General features: G+C 60.8%; 18 protein-coding genes. 1 reads left to right on the top strand and 17 read right to left on the bottom strand.

Annotated features, from left to right (window positions below; all coding sequences use genetic code 11):
• Positions 1-7: 7 nt before the first annotated feature.
• Positions 8-1,489: an ATP-binding protein gene (locus tag ACNA0J_RS03210; RefSeq protein WP_415816302.1), complete on the bottom strand. Its 1,482-nt coding sequence runs from the start codon at positions 1,487-1,489 to the stop codon at positions 8-10.
• 137 nt (positions 1,490-1,626) lie between these two features.
• Here ACNA0J_RS03210 and ACNA0J_RS03205 point away from each other — a divergent pair, with 137 nt between their 5' ends.
• Positions 1,627-2,088, top strand: a complete 462-nt coding sequence (locus tag ACNA0J_RS03205; RefSeq protein ID WP_415816300.1) for a very short patch repair endonuclease — start codon at positions 1,627-1,629, stop codon at positions 2,086-2,088.
• Here the strand turns inward: ACNA0J_RS03205 and ACNA0J_RS03200 are convergent.
• From ACNA0J_RS03200 to ACNA0J_RS03125, 16 genes are all read right to left on the bottom strand, one after another.
• Positions 2,058-3,683: a DNA cytosine methyltransferase gene (locus tag ACNA0J_RS03200; protein WP_415816298.1), complete on the bottom strand. Its 1,626-nt coding sequence runs from the start codon at positions 3,681-3,683 to the stop codon at positions 2,058-2,060. The two genes, ACNA0J_RS03205 and ACNA0J_RS03200, sit on opposite strands and share 31 nt — an antisense overlap.
• A gap of 42 nt (positions 3,684-3,725) precedes the next feature.
• Complete coding sequence (locus ACNA0J_RS03195) at positions 3,726-4,469, bottom strand: type IV toxin-antitoxin system AbiEi family antitoxin domain-containing protein (protein ID WP_415816296.1); 744 nt, start codon at positions 4,467-4,469, stop codon at positions 3,726-3,728.
• 119 nt (positions 4,470-4,588) lie between these two features.
• Positions 4,589-4,828: a DUF2274 domain-containing protein gene (locus ACNA0J_RS03190; protein WP_415816294.1), complete on the bottom strand. Its 240-nt coding sequence runs from the start codon at positions 4,826-4,828 to the stop codon at positions 4,589-4,591.
• The gene (locus ACNA0J_RS03185) at positions 4,825-6,102 is read right to left on the bottom strand and encodes a TraB/TrbI/VirB10 family type IV secretion system protein (RefSeq protein WP_415816292.1); all 1,278 of its coding nucleotides are present in this window, start codon (positions 6,100-6,102) and stop codon (positions 4,825-4,827) included. The genes ACNA0J_RS03190 and ACNA0J_RS03185 overlap by 4 nt, the downstream gene beginning before the upstream one ends.
• Before the next feature lie 2 nt (positions 6,103-6,104).
• A complete protein-coding gene (gene trbG / locus ACNA0J_RS03180) occupies positions 6,105-7,103 on the bottom strand; it encodes a P-type conjugative transfer protein TrbG (protein WP_415816290.1) in 999 nt (332 codons plus the stop codon).
• Positions 7,100-7,804: a conjugal transfer protein TrbF gene (gene trbF / locus ACNA0J_RS03175; protein WP_415816288.1), complete on the bottom strand. Its 705-nt coding sequence runs from the start codon at positions 7,802-7,804 to the stop codon at positions 7,100-7,102. Before trbF ends, trbG begins: the two co-directional genes overlap by 4 nt.
• A 22-nt stretch (positions 7,805-7,826) precedes the next feature.
• On the bottom strand, positions 7,827-9,014 hold the full coding sequence (gene trbL / locus ACNA0J_RS03170; RefSeq protein WP_415816286.1) for a P-type conjugative transfer protein TrbL: 1,188 nt from the start codon (positions 9,012-9,014) through the stop codon (positions 7,827-7,829).
• The gene (locus tag ACNA0J_RS03165) at positions 9,011-9,349 is read right to left on the bottom strand and encodes a hypothetical protein (RefSeq protein ID WP_415816284.1); all 339 of its coding nucleotides are present in this window, start codon (positions 9,347-9,349) and stop codon (positions 9,011-9,013) included. Before ACNA0J_RS03165 ends, trbL begins: the two co-directional genes overlap by 4 nt.
• 11 nt (positions 9,350-9,360) lie before the next feature.
• The gene (trbJ, locus tag ACNA0J_RS03160; protein WP_415816282.1) at positions 9,361-10,098 is read right to left on the bottom strand and encodes a P-type conjugative transfer protein TrbJ; all 738 of its coding nucleotides are present in this window, start codon (positions 10,096-10,098) and stop codon (positions 9,361-9,363) included.
• Positions 10,095-12,545, bottom strand: coding sequence for a conjugal transfer protein TrbE (gene trbE, locus ACNA0J_RS03155; RefSeq protein ID WP_415816280.1), 2,451 nt, complete (start codon positions 12,543-12,545; stop codon positions 10,095-10,097). The genes trbJ and trbE overlap by 4 nt, the downstream gene beginning before the upstream one ends.
• 12 nt (positions 12,546-12,557) lie before the next feature.
• Complete coding sequence (locus ACNA0J_RS03150) at positions 12,558-12,827, bottom strand: VirB3 family type IV secretion system protein (RefSeq protein WP_415816278.1); 270 nt, start codon at positions 12,825-12,827, stop codon at positions 12,558-12,560.
• Positions 12,824-13,207 (bottom strand): TrbC/VirB2 family type IV secretion system protein, encoded by a 384-nt coding sequence (locus ACNA0J_RS03145; RefSeq protein ID WP_415816276.1) that lies wholly within the window; start codon positions 13,205-13,207, stop codon positions 12,824-12,826. The genes ACNA0J_RS03150 and ACNA0J_RS03145 overlap by 4 nt, the downstream gene beginning before the upstream one ends.
• The gene (gene trbB / locus ACNA0J_RS03140) at positions 13,204-14,238 is read right to left on the bottom strand and encodes a P-type conjugative transfer ATPase TrbB (protein WP_415816274.1); all 1,035 of its coding nucleotides are present in this window, start codon (positions 14,236-14,238) and stop codon (positions 13,204-13,206) included. The genes ACNA0J_RS03145 and trbB overlap by 4 nt, the downstream gene beginning before the upstream one ends.
• Positions 14,235-14,699: a CopG family transcriptional regulator gene (locus tag ACNA0J_RS03135; RefSeq protein ID WP_415816272.1), complete on the bottom strand. Its 465-nt coding sequence runs from the start codon at positions 14,697-14,699 to the stop codon at positions 14,235-14,237. The genes trbB and ACNA0J_RS03135 overlap by 4 nt, the downstream gene beginning before the upstream one ends.
• On the bottom strand, positions 14,696-16,693 hold the full coding sequence (locus ACNA0J_RS03130) for a conjugal transfer protein TraG (protein WP_415816270.1): 1,998 nt from the start codon (positions 16,691-16,693) through the stop codon (positions 14,696-14,698). Before ACNA0J_RS03130 ends, ACNA0J_RS03135 begins: the two co-directional genes overlap by 4 nt.
• A 339-nt stretch (positions 16,694-17,032) precedes the next feature.
• Positions 17,033-17,977, bottom strand: coding sequence for a LysR family transcriptional regulator (locus ACNA0J_RS03125; protein WP_415816268.1), 945 nt, complete (start codon positions 17,975-17,977; stop codon positions 17,033-17,035).
• Positions 17,978-17,980 lie beyond the last annotated feature (3 nt).

The following is a 17,980-nucleotide window of genomic DNA, read 5'->3' as shown; positions in this document are numbered from 1 at the left end:
GTAATGCTCATGCAAAGGCCTCACTGATGAATTTTTCGGTCAGTTCGATCTGACCATCGAAAAGGTGCGTGGAGCGCACGATCTGAAGAAAGGCCTTCGCATCACCCGGCCCGTCTCCATACAGAGCCTGACGCAAACTCCTCAGGCGTTCCATGGTTTCGTTTTCATCCCCCGGCCGCTGATTGATCTCACGTGGATGAGTTGAATAGTCGGAATAAATCATCTCGACTGGCAACGAGGCAGCAACTGAATCAAGCAATGTTCGAAGCAGGTCTACATCCTCAGGCGAAAGCTTTCTTGCCAGGGACTCGACGATTGGATGCTGTTCATTGATCGCGAACCGAATACCGCCATGGTCTGCATAACGCTCCCAGAACGGCGCCTGATTCTCCTGAAATAGCTTCTGACCTCGCCCTCGATGTACCGTCACGCTACGGTTGGTTATTTTGGCGATGATCTGACGCAGGCGTTCACGCACCGCATGTGGTGGACGCGCTCGGGACTTCTTGATATCGATTGTCCAAGCTTCGTCTAGACTATTTGGAAAATCGATCTGCACGCGCGCCAGCTTGGTGGCTTCCCCCTTTGGCACCAACCGGAACCAATCTCCCCACGCCATCAGACGTCCGCTTCGATAGACATAGCCGCCCTGGTTGGAGATGAAGTCGCTGCGATCCTGATAGTAGTCATACTCGGACGCGGAAAGACGGCTGTGATGTGGCAAGACATAGGGTTGCAGCCGTACCTCTGTGTCACCAATGCGGACGATTTCCTCCGGAAGTACCTGGGTGGCTGGATTCTTTCTGCAAAAGGGATCAAATGCCGTAATGGGGTGACCATTTACGGTCAGCGCGATTTTGGAATGCCCCTTGACCTCGCCCGAAAGGAAACGATGAAAGACGAGTGCAAGATGTCGCCCCACCGCCTCAAGTTTCTCATTGACTATCTCCTGCCCACGCTCTCCAGTTTCGTCTTCCAGCAAGCGGTCAAGCTCTCGCCAGATGACTGCTGTCCCCTGCTTATCAAGACGATCGACGTAAGGCAAGACCTCGATATCACTTTCGTCAAGCAGACTCAGAATCCAATCGTCTGCAGCATCAATGCGATCCAGATTCCATTCGGCACCAGAGACGGAAGCATTGCTTGCGCTGACCACCGTCAGGGAACGGCATTGAGAGAAAGACGCTGTTTTCAATCCAAGACCAAAGCGTCCGAGATCCTTTGGTGAGCGATCCCGACGGGGATTGTCGGTTCCATGACGCATCGCAGCCAGCAGCTCACACTCCGTCATCCCTCTGCCGTTGTCGAGAATGACTACAACAGGCTGTTTGTTGGAAACGTCGCAGATAATGTCGATCTTGTCTGCGCCGGCAGAAATGCTATTGTCGATCAGGTCTGCGATGGCCGTTTCGAGCGAATACCCAAGATCTCTCATCGAGGCAGAAAGGCAGGCTGCACTGGGGGGATGTACGTACTCCCTTGCCATCATGATTCCCTTTGTTATTTCTCACTAACCAACTGCATACTAACTTACCTAAGGTTACTTTTCATCCGCAGAAGGAACTGACAGATGTGCAAAGCGACCGGTTACTGCAGTAAACCTCCAGACTGAATGTGTCCAAGGCCATGCGAATTCCGACCACACCTCAGCGCAGCCGAATGATGTCGGGCATTCGCGGAAAGAACACTTTGCCGGAGCGAACACTGCGATCGCTTCTTTTCGCCAGAGGATTCCGCTATCGAGTTCATGTCAGAAAACTGCCGGGCTCCCCAGATCTTGTATTCCCTAAATACCGAGCAGTGGTGTTCGTCCACGGCTGTTTCTGGCATCGACACGAGGGTTGCCACTACACCACCACTCCGCGGGCCAACGAAGAGTTCTGGCAGCAAAAGTTCCAGGGTAATGTTGCCCGCGACAAACGGCATGTAGAAACACTTCGGTCTCTTGGCTGGCGTGTGGCCATTGTCTGGGAATGCGCGATGAGGCGTTCTGCCCAGGAAACAGCACGACTGGTTGAGGACTGGCTGCATGGCAATGAAGAGAGCTTGATGATTGGTCAGTCGGTCTCGGCAAGCAATGGAACCTGAGCCTGCTCTGTAACTCTACGTCTCGAACTGTCCATCGGTTTACTGTTCACATGGTCATTGCCCAGCCTACGCTTTCTCCTGTTCATCTCGTTCAGCAGACTTCGCACGATCTTGGCCAGCTTGTTCGCCAGCAACGGAGGAACAGCATTACCGACCTGGGTGTATTGCTCCGTGCGGTTACCGGCGAAGAAATAATTGTCTGGAAACGTCTGAAGACGTGCTGCCTCCCGCACAGTGAGGCTCCTACACTGCGAGGGATCGTAATGGATGTAGTAGTGACCGTCCTTGGCAATATGTGCCACGATTGTCGTTGCTGGCTCGTTTCTGCATTGCACACGAAATCGGTCACGGAACGGAATGGTGTCGGATTCGCTTACGACGCGCGCATTGATGTGGTCCGGCAACAGTTTCGGAGGAAAAATATCCAGCCGGGGAAAATAATCATTCAAATGTGCAAAAGTGGCCGAGAATAAGTAACGGGCCAAATCGGAGGCCATGTGCGCGCGTGCCTCATGCTGACAAACGCCGCCGAGACTTCGGTCGTGCAGCCACTGCTGAAGTTCTGTGGGTTTCTTCGGCCGTTTGTATATCCGAGGGATGAACGCTCCTCCGGTGGTAATACTGGTTGCTGACGCAGCAAAGGCCCGTGTTGCTTCAATCATCTCGGACTCCATTCCTACCCCCCACCCCTTGATGTACGCAGGGGTTGACTGAACGGCCTTGCGCCACGCTTCCAGCGAATCACCCCTGGACAGTCGACTGCGAATCCTTGGAAGTTCGTCGATTGCCTGTCTTACTGTTGCGGGCTTCGATTTGCGTATCAGCAACTGTTGCTGCGGAACTCCTTCCCCCTTCCTTACGCCGAGCAGAATCACACGATGACGGCTCTGCGGGATCCCGTAGTCTTCCGCCTGGATAATGTAGTCCGAGGGCTTCAGCGACTCACCATCCCCACACTTGGTAAAAGACCGGATTTCATACTCCAGCCCTTCACCCGGTGACGACAGATCGGCAATGATCTTCTCGAACATTGAATCGCCAGAGTGCTTCGACGAGAGTAGACCCTTGACGTTCTCCATCACGAAGATGGTAGGTCTGTGCACACGAATGATCCTCAAGTATTCCTTGTAAAGAAAGTGCTTTTCGTCCTTATGAAAACTCTTGTCATTGACACGCCGAGAGCGGCCCGCCAGGGAATAGGCCTGACAAGGGGGGCCACCAATCAGCACCCAGGTCTTCTGCCCCTTTAGCGCAGCCTGTATTTCCTCATCTATGCTGGATTCGTCTGACTTACCAAGCTCCAGACACCTTGCCTCTTTGGCTGCATGTTCGAAAGCACTGGCAACAGCGGGAATCTCGCGAAAAGTGCGCTCGTCAATCTCTCCTCGTATATAGCTGTAGTAATGCCTGATACTTTTGGTGCCGCGCAAGCGCCGGAACACAGCTCTAAGTGTCAGCGTCCGGTGAGCGACCTCATCCTTTTCAATCGAAAGCCCGATCTCAAAGAATGGCTGTTGTTTGTGGCCTTTGAGCGAGGCGAATCCCTCCCCGAGCCCTCCCGGCCCCGCGAAGAGATCAATTATTGGGACTGGCATTCCGTGCCTTCTTTGTATTTGCAATGATTGAGAGACTATTACTCATGGTTTGAGCACCAATAAGCCATCTGTCGATTGGGAAACCCAGGGCCGATTGCTTCCAGTCGGTAGCGTAGCGGGATCGAGCTTTTCGACCCAGGGCATCGACACTTCACGACCCAGTTGGAGGCAGAGACGTACAGTCTTGACGCTCGTGCAACATCGCAAGAGCTCCTGCAGCACGTCCGCTCGCAGGCCATGACTACCTTCAACCAGTTCACGAGCTTCCTGCAAGGGCTGACAAACACCCACCTCACTCAACAGTTCCAGCAGTGCACGTTCCGGCCCAGACACTTTCGGCCCCCCACTACCGTCATGTTCTCGGAACTCACCCACATGGAGCAAAGCCCCCGGCTGTTCATCGAACAAACGCTTGCGGTGGTAGTTGGCAGGAAAACGTTCAGTGAACCAACCCGGCAGACGTGCTGCTGCCAACCCATACAGGTGCAGCACGGGTTTCTGTAATGCATACTGTCGTACACCATACCAGTCCAGCACCGACTTTCCGCCGACGTGAAGGCCTTCGAATTTACGTTGCAACAGTAATAAGCAGAGACCAAGGGTCAACGGATCATTTGGACGGCAAAACACCCCACGCCCCAGGCGCGTGAGCCAACCGGCCCGAACATAGTGGACGGCCAAGTCAGCAGAAATACCCAAGCCCGCCAAATCCTTCGAAGTCATCGGTGTTCCCGGTGGCAACTGGGTATAAAGGGCATTTAGCTTGCTTGACATAGCCGTAGACATCCTACGATTTCTACCATTCCGAAAAAATGGATCAATTTAATACAAGAATTATAAATCGTAGCCAAACTACGACAATCAACATAAATTCAAATCAATTATCGTGCCTTGACAGTAAGACCTCAGGCTAGACGGCTCACCTCCCCTTTCCGGCTTTTCCTGAACCCCCGATCCGCCGACATGAACGCTTCCAGCATGTGCGGAATCAGGGCCACAGCATCCACCACCTCGCCATAGGCCTGCGCATGTTGCGCCGCATACCGATCAAGATCAGCCTTGAGGCTAGCCGGGCAGACAAAGGTAAGTTTCACACTCTCGTGCTTGGGCAACGGCCCCAGCCGCAGCTTCTTGGGCGTACTCATCGTGAAGTCCCCCGATTGAAGAACAAGGGCTGATACGGCCGCAGTACCAAGTCGCGGTTGACGATGATCCGCACTGGCAGGCCGGGTCGTTCGGTCAAGGTAGGCTGGATGTTGAGATTGCGCCGAGTCATTTCCTGGCCGACCTGGTTCACGCTGTCCTGCAGGCCGTCACGCCCGGCGATGATGACGCGATCTCCATCCTGGCGGTTCTCGGGTGCGGCCAGTTCGGCGCCAACGCCCAGCAGGGTTGTCATGACGGCTCCAGCCAGAATCCGATTCCAATGCCAGTCCACGTCATCTTCCAGGCCGGCATAGCCGGCTGGGTCAGTGCCGGCCAGGTTGTCCAGCGTCAGCGAGGACGTATCCGGCAGGATGATGCGGTTCCACACCACCTGCACCCTGCTCTGCCCGTAAGCGACCTGGCTGTTGTATTTGCCGAAGATGCGTGAGCCCTGCGGAATCAGCAGATAGTGGCTCGTGGCGGTGTCGTACACCGGCTCCGTCACCGTGCCGATCACGTCGCCCGGCAGGTCCGACTTGATCCCTGTCACCAGCGCCGCCGCGATGACCGTGCCGGCCATGACCTGATAGGGCGAGGTTGGCATTTGCAGATTGCCGGAATTACGGGTTTCCGTGGTTCCAGCTTTCTGGAACGCCTCTTTCTGGTCTTGCCGATTCTGCACGGCAGTCGGGTCGGCCGGCTGTGGCGCCGCCGATGCCGGCCCAGCGGCCTGCGGATCGAAGCCGGCCAAGGCCGATGTTGGCGTCGCCGCAGCGGCCTGCCCCGCTACCGCAGCGGCACGCTGGTTGCTGGATCGGAAAAACACCGAGGAACTGGCGGCAGCTTCGGCCTCCTTTCGCAATGCATCACGCTCGGCATCCGCCGCATTCTGGCCTGGCGGTACGTAATTGGGCGTGGCCGGAGGCTGAGCATTCACGATGGCCGGCCCCAAATCGCCAGGCAGTGGTGGCCCAAGTTCCGGCACCTTGGGTAGCTTGGAATAATCCGCAGGCAGTTGGTCCAGTCCATCCGACTTGGACACGCGATCCACGTTGTAAAGCTCGGCCGGGTCGGTGCTGCGTGAGCGCTTCGGCTGCAACGACCACAAGGTCGCGCCAAGCACGGCAACGGCAAGACCGCCCGCCAGCAGCGTCAACGTGCGCCGGTTCAGGCGCGTCACCGGACGCGGCTGCGCGCGCAGCGTCACGTCCTCCGGCGCGATCTTGGGCGCGGCCTCTGGGATAGGCATGCCCGGGGTTTCTTCCTGGCTCATGGTCAGTACCCCCGCGTGCCATCCGTGCGCTCGATGCGCACCACGTCACCGCCCTCCCCGCCCAGGCGCAGCTCGGCCGCGCCGAACAAGCGGTCCACTATGTAATACGGCGGGCGGAAGCGGTAATTCACGAGCTGGCCGTCACCCTGCGCGCCGATCACGAACAATGGCGGCAGTTCGCCTTGGGCGATGCCCGGCGGGAACTGGATATAGACCTTCTGGCCATCGTCGAAAGCGCGTAGCGGTTTCCACGGCGGATTGTTGCCACTGAGCGCATAGCGGAAACGGATGTTTTCCAGTGCTAGGCCGACATCGACAGGCGTTGCGGCCTGCGCAGCCTGGTCTTGGCGTTGCAAGGCGAGGATCTGGTCTTTGGGGTATTCCCACGAAACCGAGGCCATCCAGGCCTTGGCGGTCGAGGTCAGCTCGATCAGGTAGGTGCGCCGGCTGGTGGTGATGACCAGGTTGGTTTTCAGCCCCGAGCGAATCGGTTTGACCAGCACGTTGACGCGTAGATCAATGCCGGCGCCGCTGGATGTATCGCCGACGATCCAGCGCACGGTATCGCCAGCGGCGACGGTCACCAGCTCCTCGCCGGGCTGGAGCGAAATCACGGTCACCCGGCCCGGCGCGGCATAGACCTGATACAGCGCGCCGTCAGTGAATGGCCAGACCTGAATGGCATTGACGTAGCCATCTCGCGTGGGTGCGATGCGCGCCTCGGCATTCGCACGCGAGACGCGCACGGTTTCGTCGGCGGGCTCCGGCGCGAGTTTGGCGTTATCTGCCTCCGGCAGCGGTTTCATCTGGTCCGGCATCGGCAGCACCGTCGGCACTTCGACCACTGCCACCGGCTTGGGCGGCTCGGGCAACGGCTGGGCCTGCACCGGCTCATCGAGCGAGATACGCGGCGGCGGCTTGCCCTGTGACGCGCAGCCGGACAGGACCGTTGCGATCAGCGTAAAAGCACAAAGACGCAGAGACGGATTGGAATATTTCATGGCTTGGCTCCTTCGGTCGCATCCAGTTCGCGGCTCCACGACAGACCATTGACGTAGATGCCCAACGGGTTCTTGCGCACGCGCTGCTCGGTGCGCGGGGTTTGCAGCACGGTCGAAATCACCGCGTTCCAGCGCTCGGTGCCAGCCGTCGCGCCATTGATGAAACGCTGCTCGGTCCAGCGCACGTTGAACGAGGCATCGCTGGCGCGCACGACGCTGGTGATCTGCACCGTGACCGACTCCTTGCCGACGCGGGCGAAAGGATCGTTCTTGCTGGCGTAGTCATTGAGCACAGACGCACCGCGATCGGTGGTGTAGTCATAGGCATCCAGCCAGTTCTGCCGCACCACGATGGGGTCGATGGAGAGCGAACGCACCAAGGTGATGAAATGCGCAAGGTGGAAGGCGATCTGCGCATCACCCGGCTGGTATGGCGTGGCGGCTTCGCCGACGGCGCGCACCTGACCGGTCCGGTCCACTTCCACCACATAAGGCGTGACGATGGATTGCGCCGAACGCCACACCAAGCCGCCGGCCATCAATAGCGCCAGAACAAGACAACCGAACGCCATCAACCGCCAGTTTTTCGCCTGCACGCGGGCCGAACCGATGCGCTCGTCCCAGGCTTGTGCTGCGGCTTGGTATGGCGTGGTGGGTTGTGGGGTGTTGGCGTAGCGCACCTGCGGTCGCTTGAATCGCATATCGGTCTCTCCTCAGAATCGCTCATTCATCTTTCTGTCCCAGGCTCGGACCTTGTGTCGAAGCGCCGCCATCGCCGCCACGCAATGTGTGTGCGGCAGTCGTGGCGGCATGGGTCATCTGCTGGCGGCGATGCATACGCTTAGCCCAACCCGGCTGTGCTGCGTTGGCACTATTTGCCGCCGCTCCACCCGCCGCAGCGGAACCGGCCTGGGCGGCCGAACGTGCACCGCTCGCGGCCGAGGTCGCGGCACGCACGCCGCCGGCTGCCATCTTTGCCGCTGCCGGGGCCATGCGCGCACCCGCCGCCACGGCGGCACCCACACCTGTTGCCGCCGCGCCGATCGCCACGGCTGTGCCAGCGGCGCCAACCGCCGCACCCGCCATGGCACCCACGCCCAGCTGCGGCGCGCCAGAGACGAGACCCGTAGCGATGCCGGGGCCAAAGATGCCAAGCGCCAACAAGGCGAGCGAGGCCAGCATCAGCACCAACGCGTGGTCGATGGAAGCCTCGCTGGGATGCACCTGGAAATCTGCAAACAGGCCCGAGCCAATGCCGACGATGACCGCCAGCACCAGAACCTTGACGCCCGAGGACACCACATTCCCCAAAACTTTCTCGGCCAAGAATGAAGTTTTGTTCCACAGCGCGAACGGCACCAGTACGAAGCCCGCAAGCGTGGTGAGTTTGAACTCGATCAGCGTGATGAAAAGCTGTACCGCCAATATGAAGAAGCAGAGAATGACGACCAACCAGGCGAGGAACATCACCACGATGGGGTCGAGGTTCACGAAGACTTCGGGAAAGCCGGCCATGTCGCCGATCTGCTCCAGGATCGGCGCGGCCGCATCGATACCGGTTTTTGCCAGCCGGCCCGGTTTCAGGAAGTTGTCCATCGTCAGGGTGGAGCCAGTGGCAGCCAGGCCCAGACCGGCGAAGGAACGAAAGACGATGCCGGCCAGCCAGTTGAAATTGTTGAGGATGTAGGCGAAGGCGCCGACATAGAGCACCTTGCGCAGCAGCTTGGCGATCACGTCCTCGCCTTGGCCTGTAGCATGGCTCATGGCCCAGTACAGGCCCGCGATAGTCATGTCGATGACAATGAGCGTGGCTGTCAGAAACGCTACTTCGCCTTGCAGCAACCCAAAACCGGAGTCGATATAGCGCGAGAACGTATCGAGAAATCGGTCAATGATGGTCACGTCGTTCATGGCGTGACCTCCGGAGAAATGAGCGAGGCACCATCCTCTGGCACATCATCGACGGGCACATCAAAACTGGCTGGAATCGGTGGCAGTTCAGCCAGCGAGTCATATTCATCCGGCCCGGTGTCACCGGCGAAGAAGCATCGCCGAAAAGCCTCGGCTGCTGCACGGCAAGCGTCTTGACCTACCGCCGGCTGATCGGCTGCGCATTGCGTGCGCAGCGCCTTGAGCCGCACAGGATCGGCGGCCAAGGCGTCAATCAGGTTCTTGCCCTGCTGTACATCTGTCGATTGGTCGCACGCGGCCAACAGCACAGCCAGCAGGAGGCAAGCGCATCGCATGGCTGCCTCCGTCAGTGGTTGTAGAAATTGACGGTCTGCGGCGTGTAAGGCGTTCCCGTGCCCAGGAAACGTCGCCGTACCTCGCGGGCGCGCTCGGTAGCTGCCGCCTGACGCGCCAACTCCAGTGATGCCGCGCGATCTTGCGTGATCTGGAGCTGCTGGGCCTGGATGGACTGCTTGGCCTGCAAGGCCAGAAGTTGGTTGGTTACCTGCTGGGCTTGCAGCGCGCCGGTAGCTGACTGGCTCTGGCTCACGAGGTCAGCCAGCGCGCTTTCATCCTGGATCAGATTCTGCGACACCTGCGCCTGCATCCGCATCGCTGTATGCAGGCTATTCAAGGTGTTCTGCCAGCGCTCGCGGGCATCCTGCGCCATGCGGTTGCCACTGATGGTGGCGGCATACTGCTCCGGGTAAAGGCGCGAGAACGTGGCATCCATCGTCTGCACGTCGTAGGCCAGCCCTTGTGCCTCTCCGATCAGGCGCTCGGTGTTGGCGAGCGTGGTGCGCAGCCGATTGACGATGTTGAAGTCCAGCGAAGCCAGATTGCGCGCCTGGTTCATCAGCATCTGGGCTTCGTTCTGCAGCTGGTTGATCTGGTTGTTGATCTGCTCCAGCGTGCGCACGGCGGTCAGCGTGTTCTGCACGAAATTCGACGGATCGAACACGGTGATGGCTGTTGCCGGTTGCGCAACAAGCAGCGAAAGAGACAGTGCGGCGGCAAGCGTCGCGGAAAGCACGCGCGTTTTCATGAGGAAATCTCCTGCAGTTGGGAAGCGAGAAAGGACGCGGCCGACGGCGCGGACGGCAGCAGGTCGGCCGCCCAGTCCAGACCGCGATGGCGCAGCCAGGCACCGGCAAAACCTGGCGCGCCGGCCTGTGCCAGCACCCGGTCGATGTCACGTTGGTCTTGCGGGGTCGAAGCTCCGGCAAACGCCAGGGTGACCGGCCCGAGATCAAGGTCGAACAGGCGATTGCCGGCGCGGGACTGGTAGTAGTAGTCGCGCTTGGGCTGGGCAGTGGCGACGATTTCGATTTGCCGGCTATTGAGGCCAAAACCTTCATAGATCGTGCGAATCTGAGGTTCGGTAGCTTGTGGATTGGGCAAGAAGATGCGGCTGGCGCAGCTTTCGATGATGGCCGGCGCGATGCTCGAATCCTTGATGTCCGCCAGCGACTGCGTGGCAAAAATGACGCTGACGTTTTTCTTGCGCAGCGTCTTGAGCCACTGGCGAATGCGTGCGGCAAAGACCGGATCGTCCAGAAACAGCCAGGACTCGTCGAGGATCAAGAGGGTCGGCGCGCCATCGAAGCGTTCCTCGAAGCGGGCGAACAGATAGCCCAGCACCGCCAGCACGGCGGCGCGGCTATGCATCAGTTCTTCCATCTCGAAGCACTGGACGTCGGCCATGCCCAGCCGGTCGTGGTCGGCGTCCAGTAGCTTGCCGTGTGCCCCCCCCAGCACATAGGGTGCCAAGGCCTGGCGCAAGGCATTGGATTGCAGCAACACCGATAGACCGGTCATGGTGCGCTGCTCCACCGGCGCGCCGGCCAGACTGCCCAGCGCTGACCAGACCGTCGCCTTTTCATCCGGACCCACCGTGATGCCTTCGTGCGCGAGACGCCCCTCCACCCATTCGGCGGCCCAGGTGCGATACCCCGCCTGGTCGATGCGCGCCAGCGGCTGGAAGGCAATGCTGCCATCCGCGCCCAGGTCGTAATGCTCGCCGCCCAGCCCCAGCGCCGTGGCACGCATCGACCGGCCCATGTCGAAGGCGAAAATACGCGAGCCGGGATAGCGGCGGAACTGCATGGCCAAGGTCGCCAGCAAGACCGACTTGCCCATGCCTGTCGGGCCGGCGATCAGGGTGTGGCCGACATCGCCGACATGCGTCACCAGCCGGAACGGCGTCGCCCCTTCAGTTCGAGTGACGATCAACGGTGGACCTTCCAGATGGGCGTTTTTCTCCGGACCCGCCCAGACCGCCGACACCGGCATCAGGTGCGCCAGATTCAAGGTCGAAACAATGGGCTGACGCACATTGGCGTAGGCATTGCCCGGAATCGAGGACAACCAGGCATCAACCGCATTGAGGGTTTCCGGAATGGTCACGAATCCCCTGCCCTGAATCGCCCGTTCCACCATGCGCAGTTTTTCGTCTGCCGTATCAGCGTCGGCGTCCAGCACCGTGACGGTTGCCGTGACGAAGCCTAAGGCGACTTGATCGCTGCCCAGCTCCTGCATGGCCGCGTCCGCGTCGGAGGCCTTATTGCTGGCATCGGTATCGACCAGCGGGGACTCCTGCTGGAAGATCGTTTCGCGCAGGAGCGCCAACACGTTCTTGCGCTTGGCGAACCACTGCCGGCGCAAGCGGCCCAGCTCCTTTTCGGCCTCTGACTTGTCCATGCACAAAAAGCGTGTGCTCCAGCGGTAGGCAAAACCCAGCCGATTGAGGTCGTCCAGAATCCCCGGCCAAGTCGAGGTTGGAAATCCCCGCACCGTCACCACGCGCAGGTGCGCATCGCCCAGCATCGGCGCCAGGCCCCCAATCAAGACCTGGTCAGCCAGCAGCGAGTCCAGGTGAAATGGCACGTCCGGCACTCGCAAGGGATAGCGGCGCGTCGAGACGGTCGCGTGCAGATAGCACAGGGTTTGCGCATCGTCGAGCCAGTCGATTTCCGGCATCACCCCATCGAGCAGGTCGAAGATGCGGTCGGTTTCGGCGATGAAGGCATTGAGGCGTTCGCGCCAATCGACGCCCTGAGTCGGCGTGTTTTCGTACAGCAGTTTGGCGGCGCGCGCCCGCGATTCTTCCGGCGGCAGGTAATGCAGCGTGAGGTGGTAGCCGCTCTCGAAATGGTGGCCGGATTCGGCGAAGGTGGCGCGGCGCTCCTCATCCACCAGCCAGGATAAGGGCTCCGGGAAGTTCGAATGCGGGTAATCCGCGGCCGGTCGGCGATCGGCCTCGACATACAAGGCCCAGCCCGCGCCGAGTCGGCGCAGCGCATTGTTCAGGCGCGCGGTCGTGGCGATCAGCTCGCCTTGGGTGGCACTGTCCAGGTCCGGCCCGCGAAACCGCGCCGTGCGCTGAAAGGAACCATCCTTGTTCAGCACCACGCCTGGCGCGACCAGTCCTGCCCACGGCAACCAGTCAGCCAGCAAGGCCGGGCGTTGGCGATATTCGGCAAGGTGCAGCATCGCGGCGCTTCCTCACACGTCCATCAAGGGTTTGTGCTTGAGGTGCTTGGCGAACACCTGCATGAACTGCGGATCGACGCGTGCGCCCCACACGGCCAGCGAATGGCCGACGATCCAAAGCACCACGCCGGGAATCCACAATTGCAGGCCAAGCCCGACGGCAGCGGCCAGCGTGCCGTTGGCAATGGCCACGGTGCGCGGTGCGCCGCCCAACAGAATCGGCTCGGTCAGCGAGCGATGCAGCGGCACCTCAAAGCCCGGCAGATCATGGCCGGCGCTCATACCATCGCCCCGCCGGAGAAGCTGAAGAAAGACAGGAAGAACGAGGATGCGGCAAAGGCGATGGATAGACCGAACACGATCTGGATCAGCTTACGAAAGCCACCCGAGGTATCGCCGAAGGCCAGCGCCAGGCCGGTGGCGATGATGATGATGACCGCCACGATGCGCGCCACCGGCCCCTGGATGGACTCAAGAATCGACTGCAGCGGACTCTCCCACGGCATCGACGAACCGGAGGCCTTGGCCGTGCCGATACTCAGCAGCATCACGGCGGCCATCAGCAGGCCGTGGTGCGCGGGCGCGGCCAGCCGACGCAGTCGCGTCAGCATCGAAACCGGGTTTACGGAAAAGCGCAAAACAGGGGCATGCAACGGGGTCATGGCGAGTCTCCAACGGGGTCGGGGGAAGGTGAAGAGGAAGAAAATGGCAGTGGCATGGATATGGCCGGCGTCAGTGCATCGGTCAGGCGATAACCCGCGCCGTCATAACCGGCGACGCGGGCAATGCACGCGATGCGCCGGCGTCGGCCTCGACCGGCGATATGGATGACGACGTTGACCGCCTCGGCGATCAGCGCACGGGGCGGGTTCACCGCCACTTCCAGAATCAGTTGCTCCAGGCGCAGCAACGCGCCTTGCGCGGAACCGGCATGAATGGTGGCGATGCCGCCGGGGTGGCCGGTGCCCCACACCTTGATGAGATCCAGCGCCTCGCCGCCACGCACTTCGCCCACGACGACGCGATCCGGGCGCAGGCGCATGGTGGCGCGCACCAGTTCGGTCATGGACACCACGCCGGCGCGCGTGCGCAGCGGCACGTGGTCGCGTGCGGCGCATTGCAGCTCCACCGTGTCTTCCAGCACCAGCACACGGTCGCCCGTGGCGGCGATTTCCGCGAGCAAGGCATTGGCAAGCGTGGTCTTGCCGGTACTGGTGCCGCCGGCAATCAGGATGTTCTGGCGTTGCCGCACCGCATCGCGCAGGAACTCAGCCTGTTCTACGCTCATCATCCCGTCGGCGATGTAGCGTTCCAGCGGAATCACGCCGACGGCGCGCTTACGCAGCGCGAAGGCCGGGCCTGGTGCGGCAGGCGGCAACACGCCCTCGAAACGCTCGCCGGTTTCCGGCAGCTCTGCCGTCAACAAGGGCTGGCTGCGATGCACTTCGGCGCCGACGTGCGCCGCCACCAACCGGATGATGCGTTCGCCCTCCTCCTCGGTCAGCTCCGCGCCCATCGGCGCGCGTCCGCTGGAGAGCCGATCCACCCACAGGCTGCGGTCGGGGTTGAGCATGATTTCCACCACGTCCGGGTCTTCCAGCGCTGCGGCAATCAGCGGCCCCATGGCCGTGCGCAGCATGCGGATACGTCGATCCAGGGACGTGATCGTCAGCGATTGCGGCACGGCGCTCATGAAGCACGCTCCTGAGCCTCGGCCAGTGCCGCCGCGTCATCCAGCCTGGCGGTATCCGGTTGCAATTCCTCGACCACGTCACGCACCAGGCTGCGACCGCGCAGTAGATGACGGCCGAGCTGCTCGACGAATTGCTCGAAGCGCGCCTTGCCCTGCGCGCGCGCCGCTTCCTGATGCGCCTCCGGTACCGGCGCGCTCACGGTCAGGTAATAACGCACGAACAGCGCCAGGGTTTCGATGGCGATGTTCTGGTCGCGCTCCAGCCGCTCGAACTGGCGCGTCAACCGATCCAGCCGCTTGGCGATGGCCGCTTCACGCTGATCGCCAGCATCCGGCGACAGCCAGGAGGCCAGCGCCGCCGCGACGATGCTGGATTTGGAGACGCCCTTCTTCGCCGCCAATTCGTCCAGGCGCTTGGCGTGTTCGTGGGCAATGAACAGGTTCAGGCGGTACTGGCTCATAGTTCGATCCCGTCGTGTTGGTCGAGAGAAGCCAGCCGCGCCGTGCGCTGCAGAGCGGGATCTAGCTGGCGAGGAAGTGGCAACGGCGCATCGTCGTCATCGAGCAGCGCCAGGTCATTGCTCGCCAAGCCTTCTTCAGGTCGGTATTCGGTGACCTCCGACAGTTCCGGTTGACGGCGCGGACCATCGTCATCGGCATTGCCCGTGTCCAGGACTTCTGTCGTGACAGGCGCAGCAGGGATCGCCGGCATCGCCAAGCCATGCCAATCATCCGGGCGTGACGGCGGCGCATCGGCGTAGCGCCCTTGCGCCAGCACGGGCGGTGGCAACACACGGCGCTTGAAATTAGCGTCGGCGTAATAGCGCAGCTTTTTGGCCTTGATCGGCGGCAGACTGCTGACCATCACCACCGCCTCGGTCGGCGGCAGCTGCATCACCTCACCAGGCGTGAGCAGTGGACGCGCAGTTTCCTGGCGCGACACCATCAGATGCCCCAGCCACGGCGCCAGCCGATGACCGGCGTAGTTGCGCTGCGCACGCAGCTCGGTCGCCGTGCCCAAAGTTTCGGAGATGCGCTTGGCGGTGCGCTCATCGTTGGTGGCGAACGTCACCCGTACATGGCAGTTGTCGAGGATGGAATGGTTCTGGCCATAGGCCTTGTCGATCTGATTGAGCGACTGTGCGATCAGGAAACTGCGGATGCCGTAGCCGGCCATGAACGCCAGCGCCGTCTCGAAAAAATCCAGCCGCCCCAGTGCGGGAAACTCGTCGAGCATCAGCAGCAGCTTGTGGCGACGCGCGATGCCGTCGCTACCATCCAATGATTCCGTCAAGCGCCTGCCGATCTGATTGAGGATCAAGCGCACCAGTGGCTTGGTGCGGCTGATATCCGAAGGCGGCACCACCAGATACAGGGAAACGGGCGATTCGGCGGCGATCAGGTCAGCGATGCGCCAGTCGCAGCGCGAGGTCACTTCGGCCACCGTAGGGTCGCGGTACAGGCCGAGAAAAGACATGGCCGTGGACAGCACGCCGGAGCGTTCGTTCTCGGACTTGTTGAGCACTTCCCGCGCGGCGGAGGCGACAACCGGGTGCGGCGCATCACCCAGATGGCAGGTGGTCATCATCCGATGCAACGTCAATTCGAACGGACATGCCGGATCGGAGAGGAAATTCGCCACGCCGCGCAGCGTCTTGTCCGTGCCTGCATAGAGCACGTGCAGAATGGCGCCAACCAGCAGCGCGTGCGAAGTCTTCTCCCAATGGTTGCGGCGTTCGAGTGCGCCTTCGGGATCGACGAGGATGTCGGCGATGTTCTGCACATCGCGCACCTCATGGACGCCGCGCCGCACTTCCAGCAGCGGGTTGTAGGCCGCTGATTTGGCATCGGTCGGATTGAACGGCAGGCAATGCGAAAAGCGTGAACGCCAGCCGGCGGTGATCTGCCAATTTTCGCCCTTGATGTCGTGTATGACGGCGGATGCCGGCCAGCTCAGCAAGGTCGGTACCACCAGGCCCACGCCCTTGCCCGAGCGCGTCGGCGCAAAGGTCAGGACGTGTTCCGGGCCTTCATGGCGCAGGTATTGCCCGCGGTATGCGCCGAGGAAAACCCCGGCCGGCTTGTCCAGCCCCGCCTTGCGGATGTCGGCCATTTGCGCCCAGCGAGCCGACCCGTAAGTCGTGACCAGCTTGGATTGGCGTGAACGCCACACCGACATGGCGATGGCCACGACGACAGCCAGCAGGCCACTACCACCGGCGATGGCACCACCGACGTCAAAGGTCTTGGGCGCATAGGCGCCATAGAAAAACCACCACTCGAACAACCGCCACGGGTAGTAGACCGGCGTATCGAAGGCGGCGAACCAGGGCGCGCCCAGGCGTAGCTGGTAGTCCAAAGCAGCGGCCGTCCATTGTGTGGCAGCCCACACGCCGGCGATCACGATGCCGGAAACCACGGCAATCTGCCCGAACAGCACGCCTTGACCTTGCATCCTGGCCTCCGTTCTCTCCTATACAACACGCGGCACAAAAGCGTGCCGTACAGGCGAGGATCGGGCTCAGGTCAATCGCTGGTCAAAGACTGTTATCGACAGAAAGGTCGAGAAAAAAGCAAGATTTCCAGTAACAGCACAGTACGGACAGTCATAGCCAGCAAGGGCACACTACGACGTAACGAGAGAAAAATGGAAATTTGTAGACGGGTCGAACGTAATCAACTGCATGGGATCAGACGCCAGCTCTTAAACAGTCGACACGTTTTTTACTCTCTGGCGTTTCGGTGTGACAGCAGACTGTCGATATCGCAATCAACAAGCATCGAATGGTTCTCTTCATGGCCCGAACTCCTCCAGGGAATCGGGATCGTCGTCCAATGTTGACCCAGTGTCTACCGGTGACTCGATAGTCCGTACGCGCTCAATGAAACGAGCCAGGGTTTCCGAAGGTTCCCTATCCAGGCGTAGGAGATAGGTTGTAAGCAGGGGCGAGCGAGCGGCCAGTGGCCGCGCGATGACGCCTTGTTCTCGGCTAGCCGCGATATATGTGGCGCCGGTCAGCGCCAGGGCGAAACCGGCTGAAACCAACGCCATCATCAGGTCGCAGGACGCGACCCGCTCGGCAACCAACGGTTCTGTGTCCACACGGCGCAGCACGCGCTCGACCTGCCTCGCATGGCCTTCGCACGCTTGCTGATCGCATAGCACCAGTGGGTAACGCAGCAGTTCTTCGAGCGGGATGCGCTTGTGGGCCAGCAAGGGATGCCTCGCGGGCACGGCCACCATCAGCGGATCACTCCAGACGGGCAAAGTCACGACGCCATCTCCGACTTCATCGGCGCAGGCAAAGCCCACGTCGTACAGGTCATCATGCAGCCCCTTGATCTGCTGTGCCAGAGGAACTTCAGTCAAGCGGATTTCGATTTCTGGTTCTTCCTGCCGGCACAAAGCCAGCAAAGCAGGTAGGCGCGATGGCGTAATGCCGTCTGACAGTGCGATGCGCAACTGACCATAAAAACCGTTGGCGGCCGCATCCACGCTGTCGCGCGCCTGCTGTAAAGCGGCAAAGACACGCGGCACATGATCCAGGAACAGCTTCCCCGCTCGAGTCAACCGCGTGCTGCGGGTGGTACGTGCGAACAGCACCACACTCAATTCTTCTTCCAGCTCCTTAATAGCCCGAGACAGCGGCGACTGCTCCATGTGCAACCGCTCAGCAGCACGGGCGAAATGGAGCTCCTCTGCTACAGCCAGAAAACAGCGTAAGTGGCGAATTTCCATTGC

It is taken from the genome of Bordetella tumbae, assembly GCF_965139195.1.
GTDB lineage: Bacteria > Pseudomonadota > Gammaproteobacteria > Burkholderiales > Burkholderiaceae_B > Bordetella_A > Bordetella_A tumbae.
The sequence above is the reverse complement of the archived record's forward strand: the minus strand, read 5'-3'. Positions and strand labels throughout refer to the sequence as shown.

What these genes read in the sequence shown, in the direction of transcription:
- ACNA0J_RS03145 (WP_415816276.1), bottom strand. Translation starts at nt 13,207, where the DNA reads ATGACCCCGTTGCATGCCCCTGTTTTGCGCTTTTCCGTAAACCCGGTT.
- ACNA0J_RS03150 (WP_415816278.1), bottom strand. Translation starts at nt 12,827, where the DNA reads ATGAGCGCCGGCCATGATCTGCCGGGCTTTGAGGTGCCGCTGCATCGC.
- ACNA0J_RS03130 (WP_415816270.1), bottom strand. Translation starts at nt 16,693, where the DNA reads ATGCAAGGTCAAGGCGTGCTGTTCGGGCAGATTGCCGTGGTTTCCGGC.
- trbF (WP_415816288.1), bottom strand. Translation starts at nt 7,804, where the DNA reads ATGCGATTCAAGCGACCGCAGGTGCGCTACGCCAACACCCCACAACCC.
- ACNA0J_RS03195 (WP_415816296.1), bottom strand. Translation starts at nt 4,469, where the DNA reads ATGTCTACGGCTATGTCAAGCAAGCTAAATGCCCTTTATACCCAGTTG.
- ACNA0J_RS03185 (WP_415816292.1), bottom strand. Translation starts at nt 6,102, where the DNA reads ATGAGCCAGGAAGAAACCCCGGGCATGCCTATCCCAGAGGCCGCGCCC.
- ACNA0J_RS03200 (WP_415816298.1), bottom strand. Translation starts at nt 3,683, where the DNA reads ATGCCAGTCCCAATAATTGATCTCTTCGCGGGGCCGGGAGGGCTCGGG.
- trbG (WP_415816290.1), bottom strand. Translation starts at nt 7,103, where the DNA reads ATGAAATATTCCAATCCGTCTCTGCGTCTTTGTGCTTTTACGCTGATC.
- trbJ (WP_415816282.1), bottom strand. Translation starts at nt 10,098, where the DNA reads ATGAAAACGCGCGTGCTTTCCGCGACGCTTGCCGCCGCACTGTCTCTT.
- ACNA0J_RS03210 (WP_415816302.1), bottom strand. Translation starts at nt 1,489, where the DNA reads ATGATGGCAAGGGAGTACGTACATCCCCCCAGTGCAGCCTGCCTTTCT.
- trbL (WP_415816286.1), bottom strand. Translation starts at nt 9,014, where the DNA reads ATGAACGACGTGACCATCATTGACCGATTTCTCGATACGTTCTCGCGC.
- ACNA0J_RS03135 (WP_415816272.1), bottom strand. Translation starts at nt 14,699, where the DNA reads ATGAGCCAGTACCGCCTGAACCTGTTCATTGCCCACGAACACGCCAAG.
- ACNA0J_RS03190 (WP_415816294.1), bottom strand. Translation starts at nt 4,828, where the DNA reads ATGAGTACGCCCAAGAAGCTGCGGCTGGGGCCGTTGCCCAAGCACGAG.
- ACNA0J_RS03125 (WP_415816268.1), bottom strand. Translation starts at nt 17,977, where the DNA reads ATGGAAATTCGCCACTTACGCTGTTTTCTGGCTGTAGCAGAGGAGCTC.
- ACNA0J_RS03165 (WP_415816284.1), bottom strand. Translation starts at nt 9,349, where the DNA reads ATGCGATGCGCTTGCCTCCTGCTGGCTGTGCTGTTGGCCGCGTGCGAC.
- trbB (WP_415816274.1), bottom strand. Translation starts at nt 14,238, where the DNA reads ATGAGCGCCGTGCCGCAATCGCTGACGATCACGTCCCTGGATCGACGT.
- trbE (WP_415816280.1), bottom strand. Translation starts at nt 12,545, where the DNA reads ATGCTGCACCTTGCCGAATATCGCCAACGCCCGGCCTTGCTGGCTGAC.
- ACNA0J_RS03205 (WP_415816300.1), top strand. Translation starts at nt 1,627, where the DNA reads ATGCGAATTCCGACCACACCTCAGCGCAGCCGAATGATGTCGGGCATT.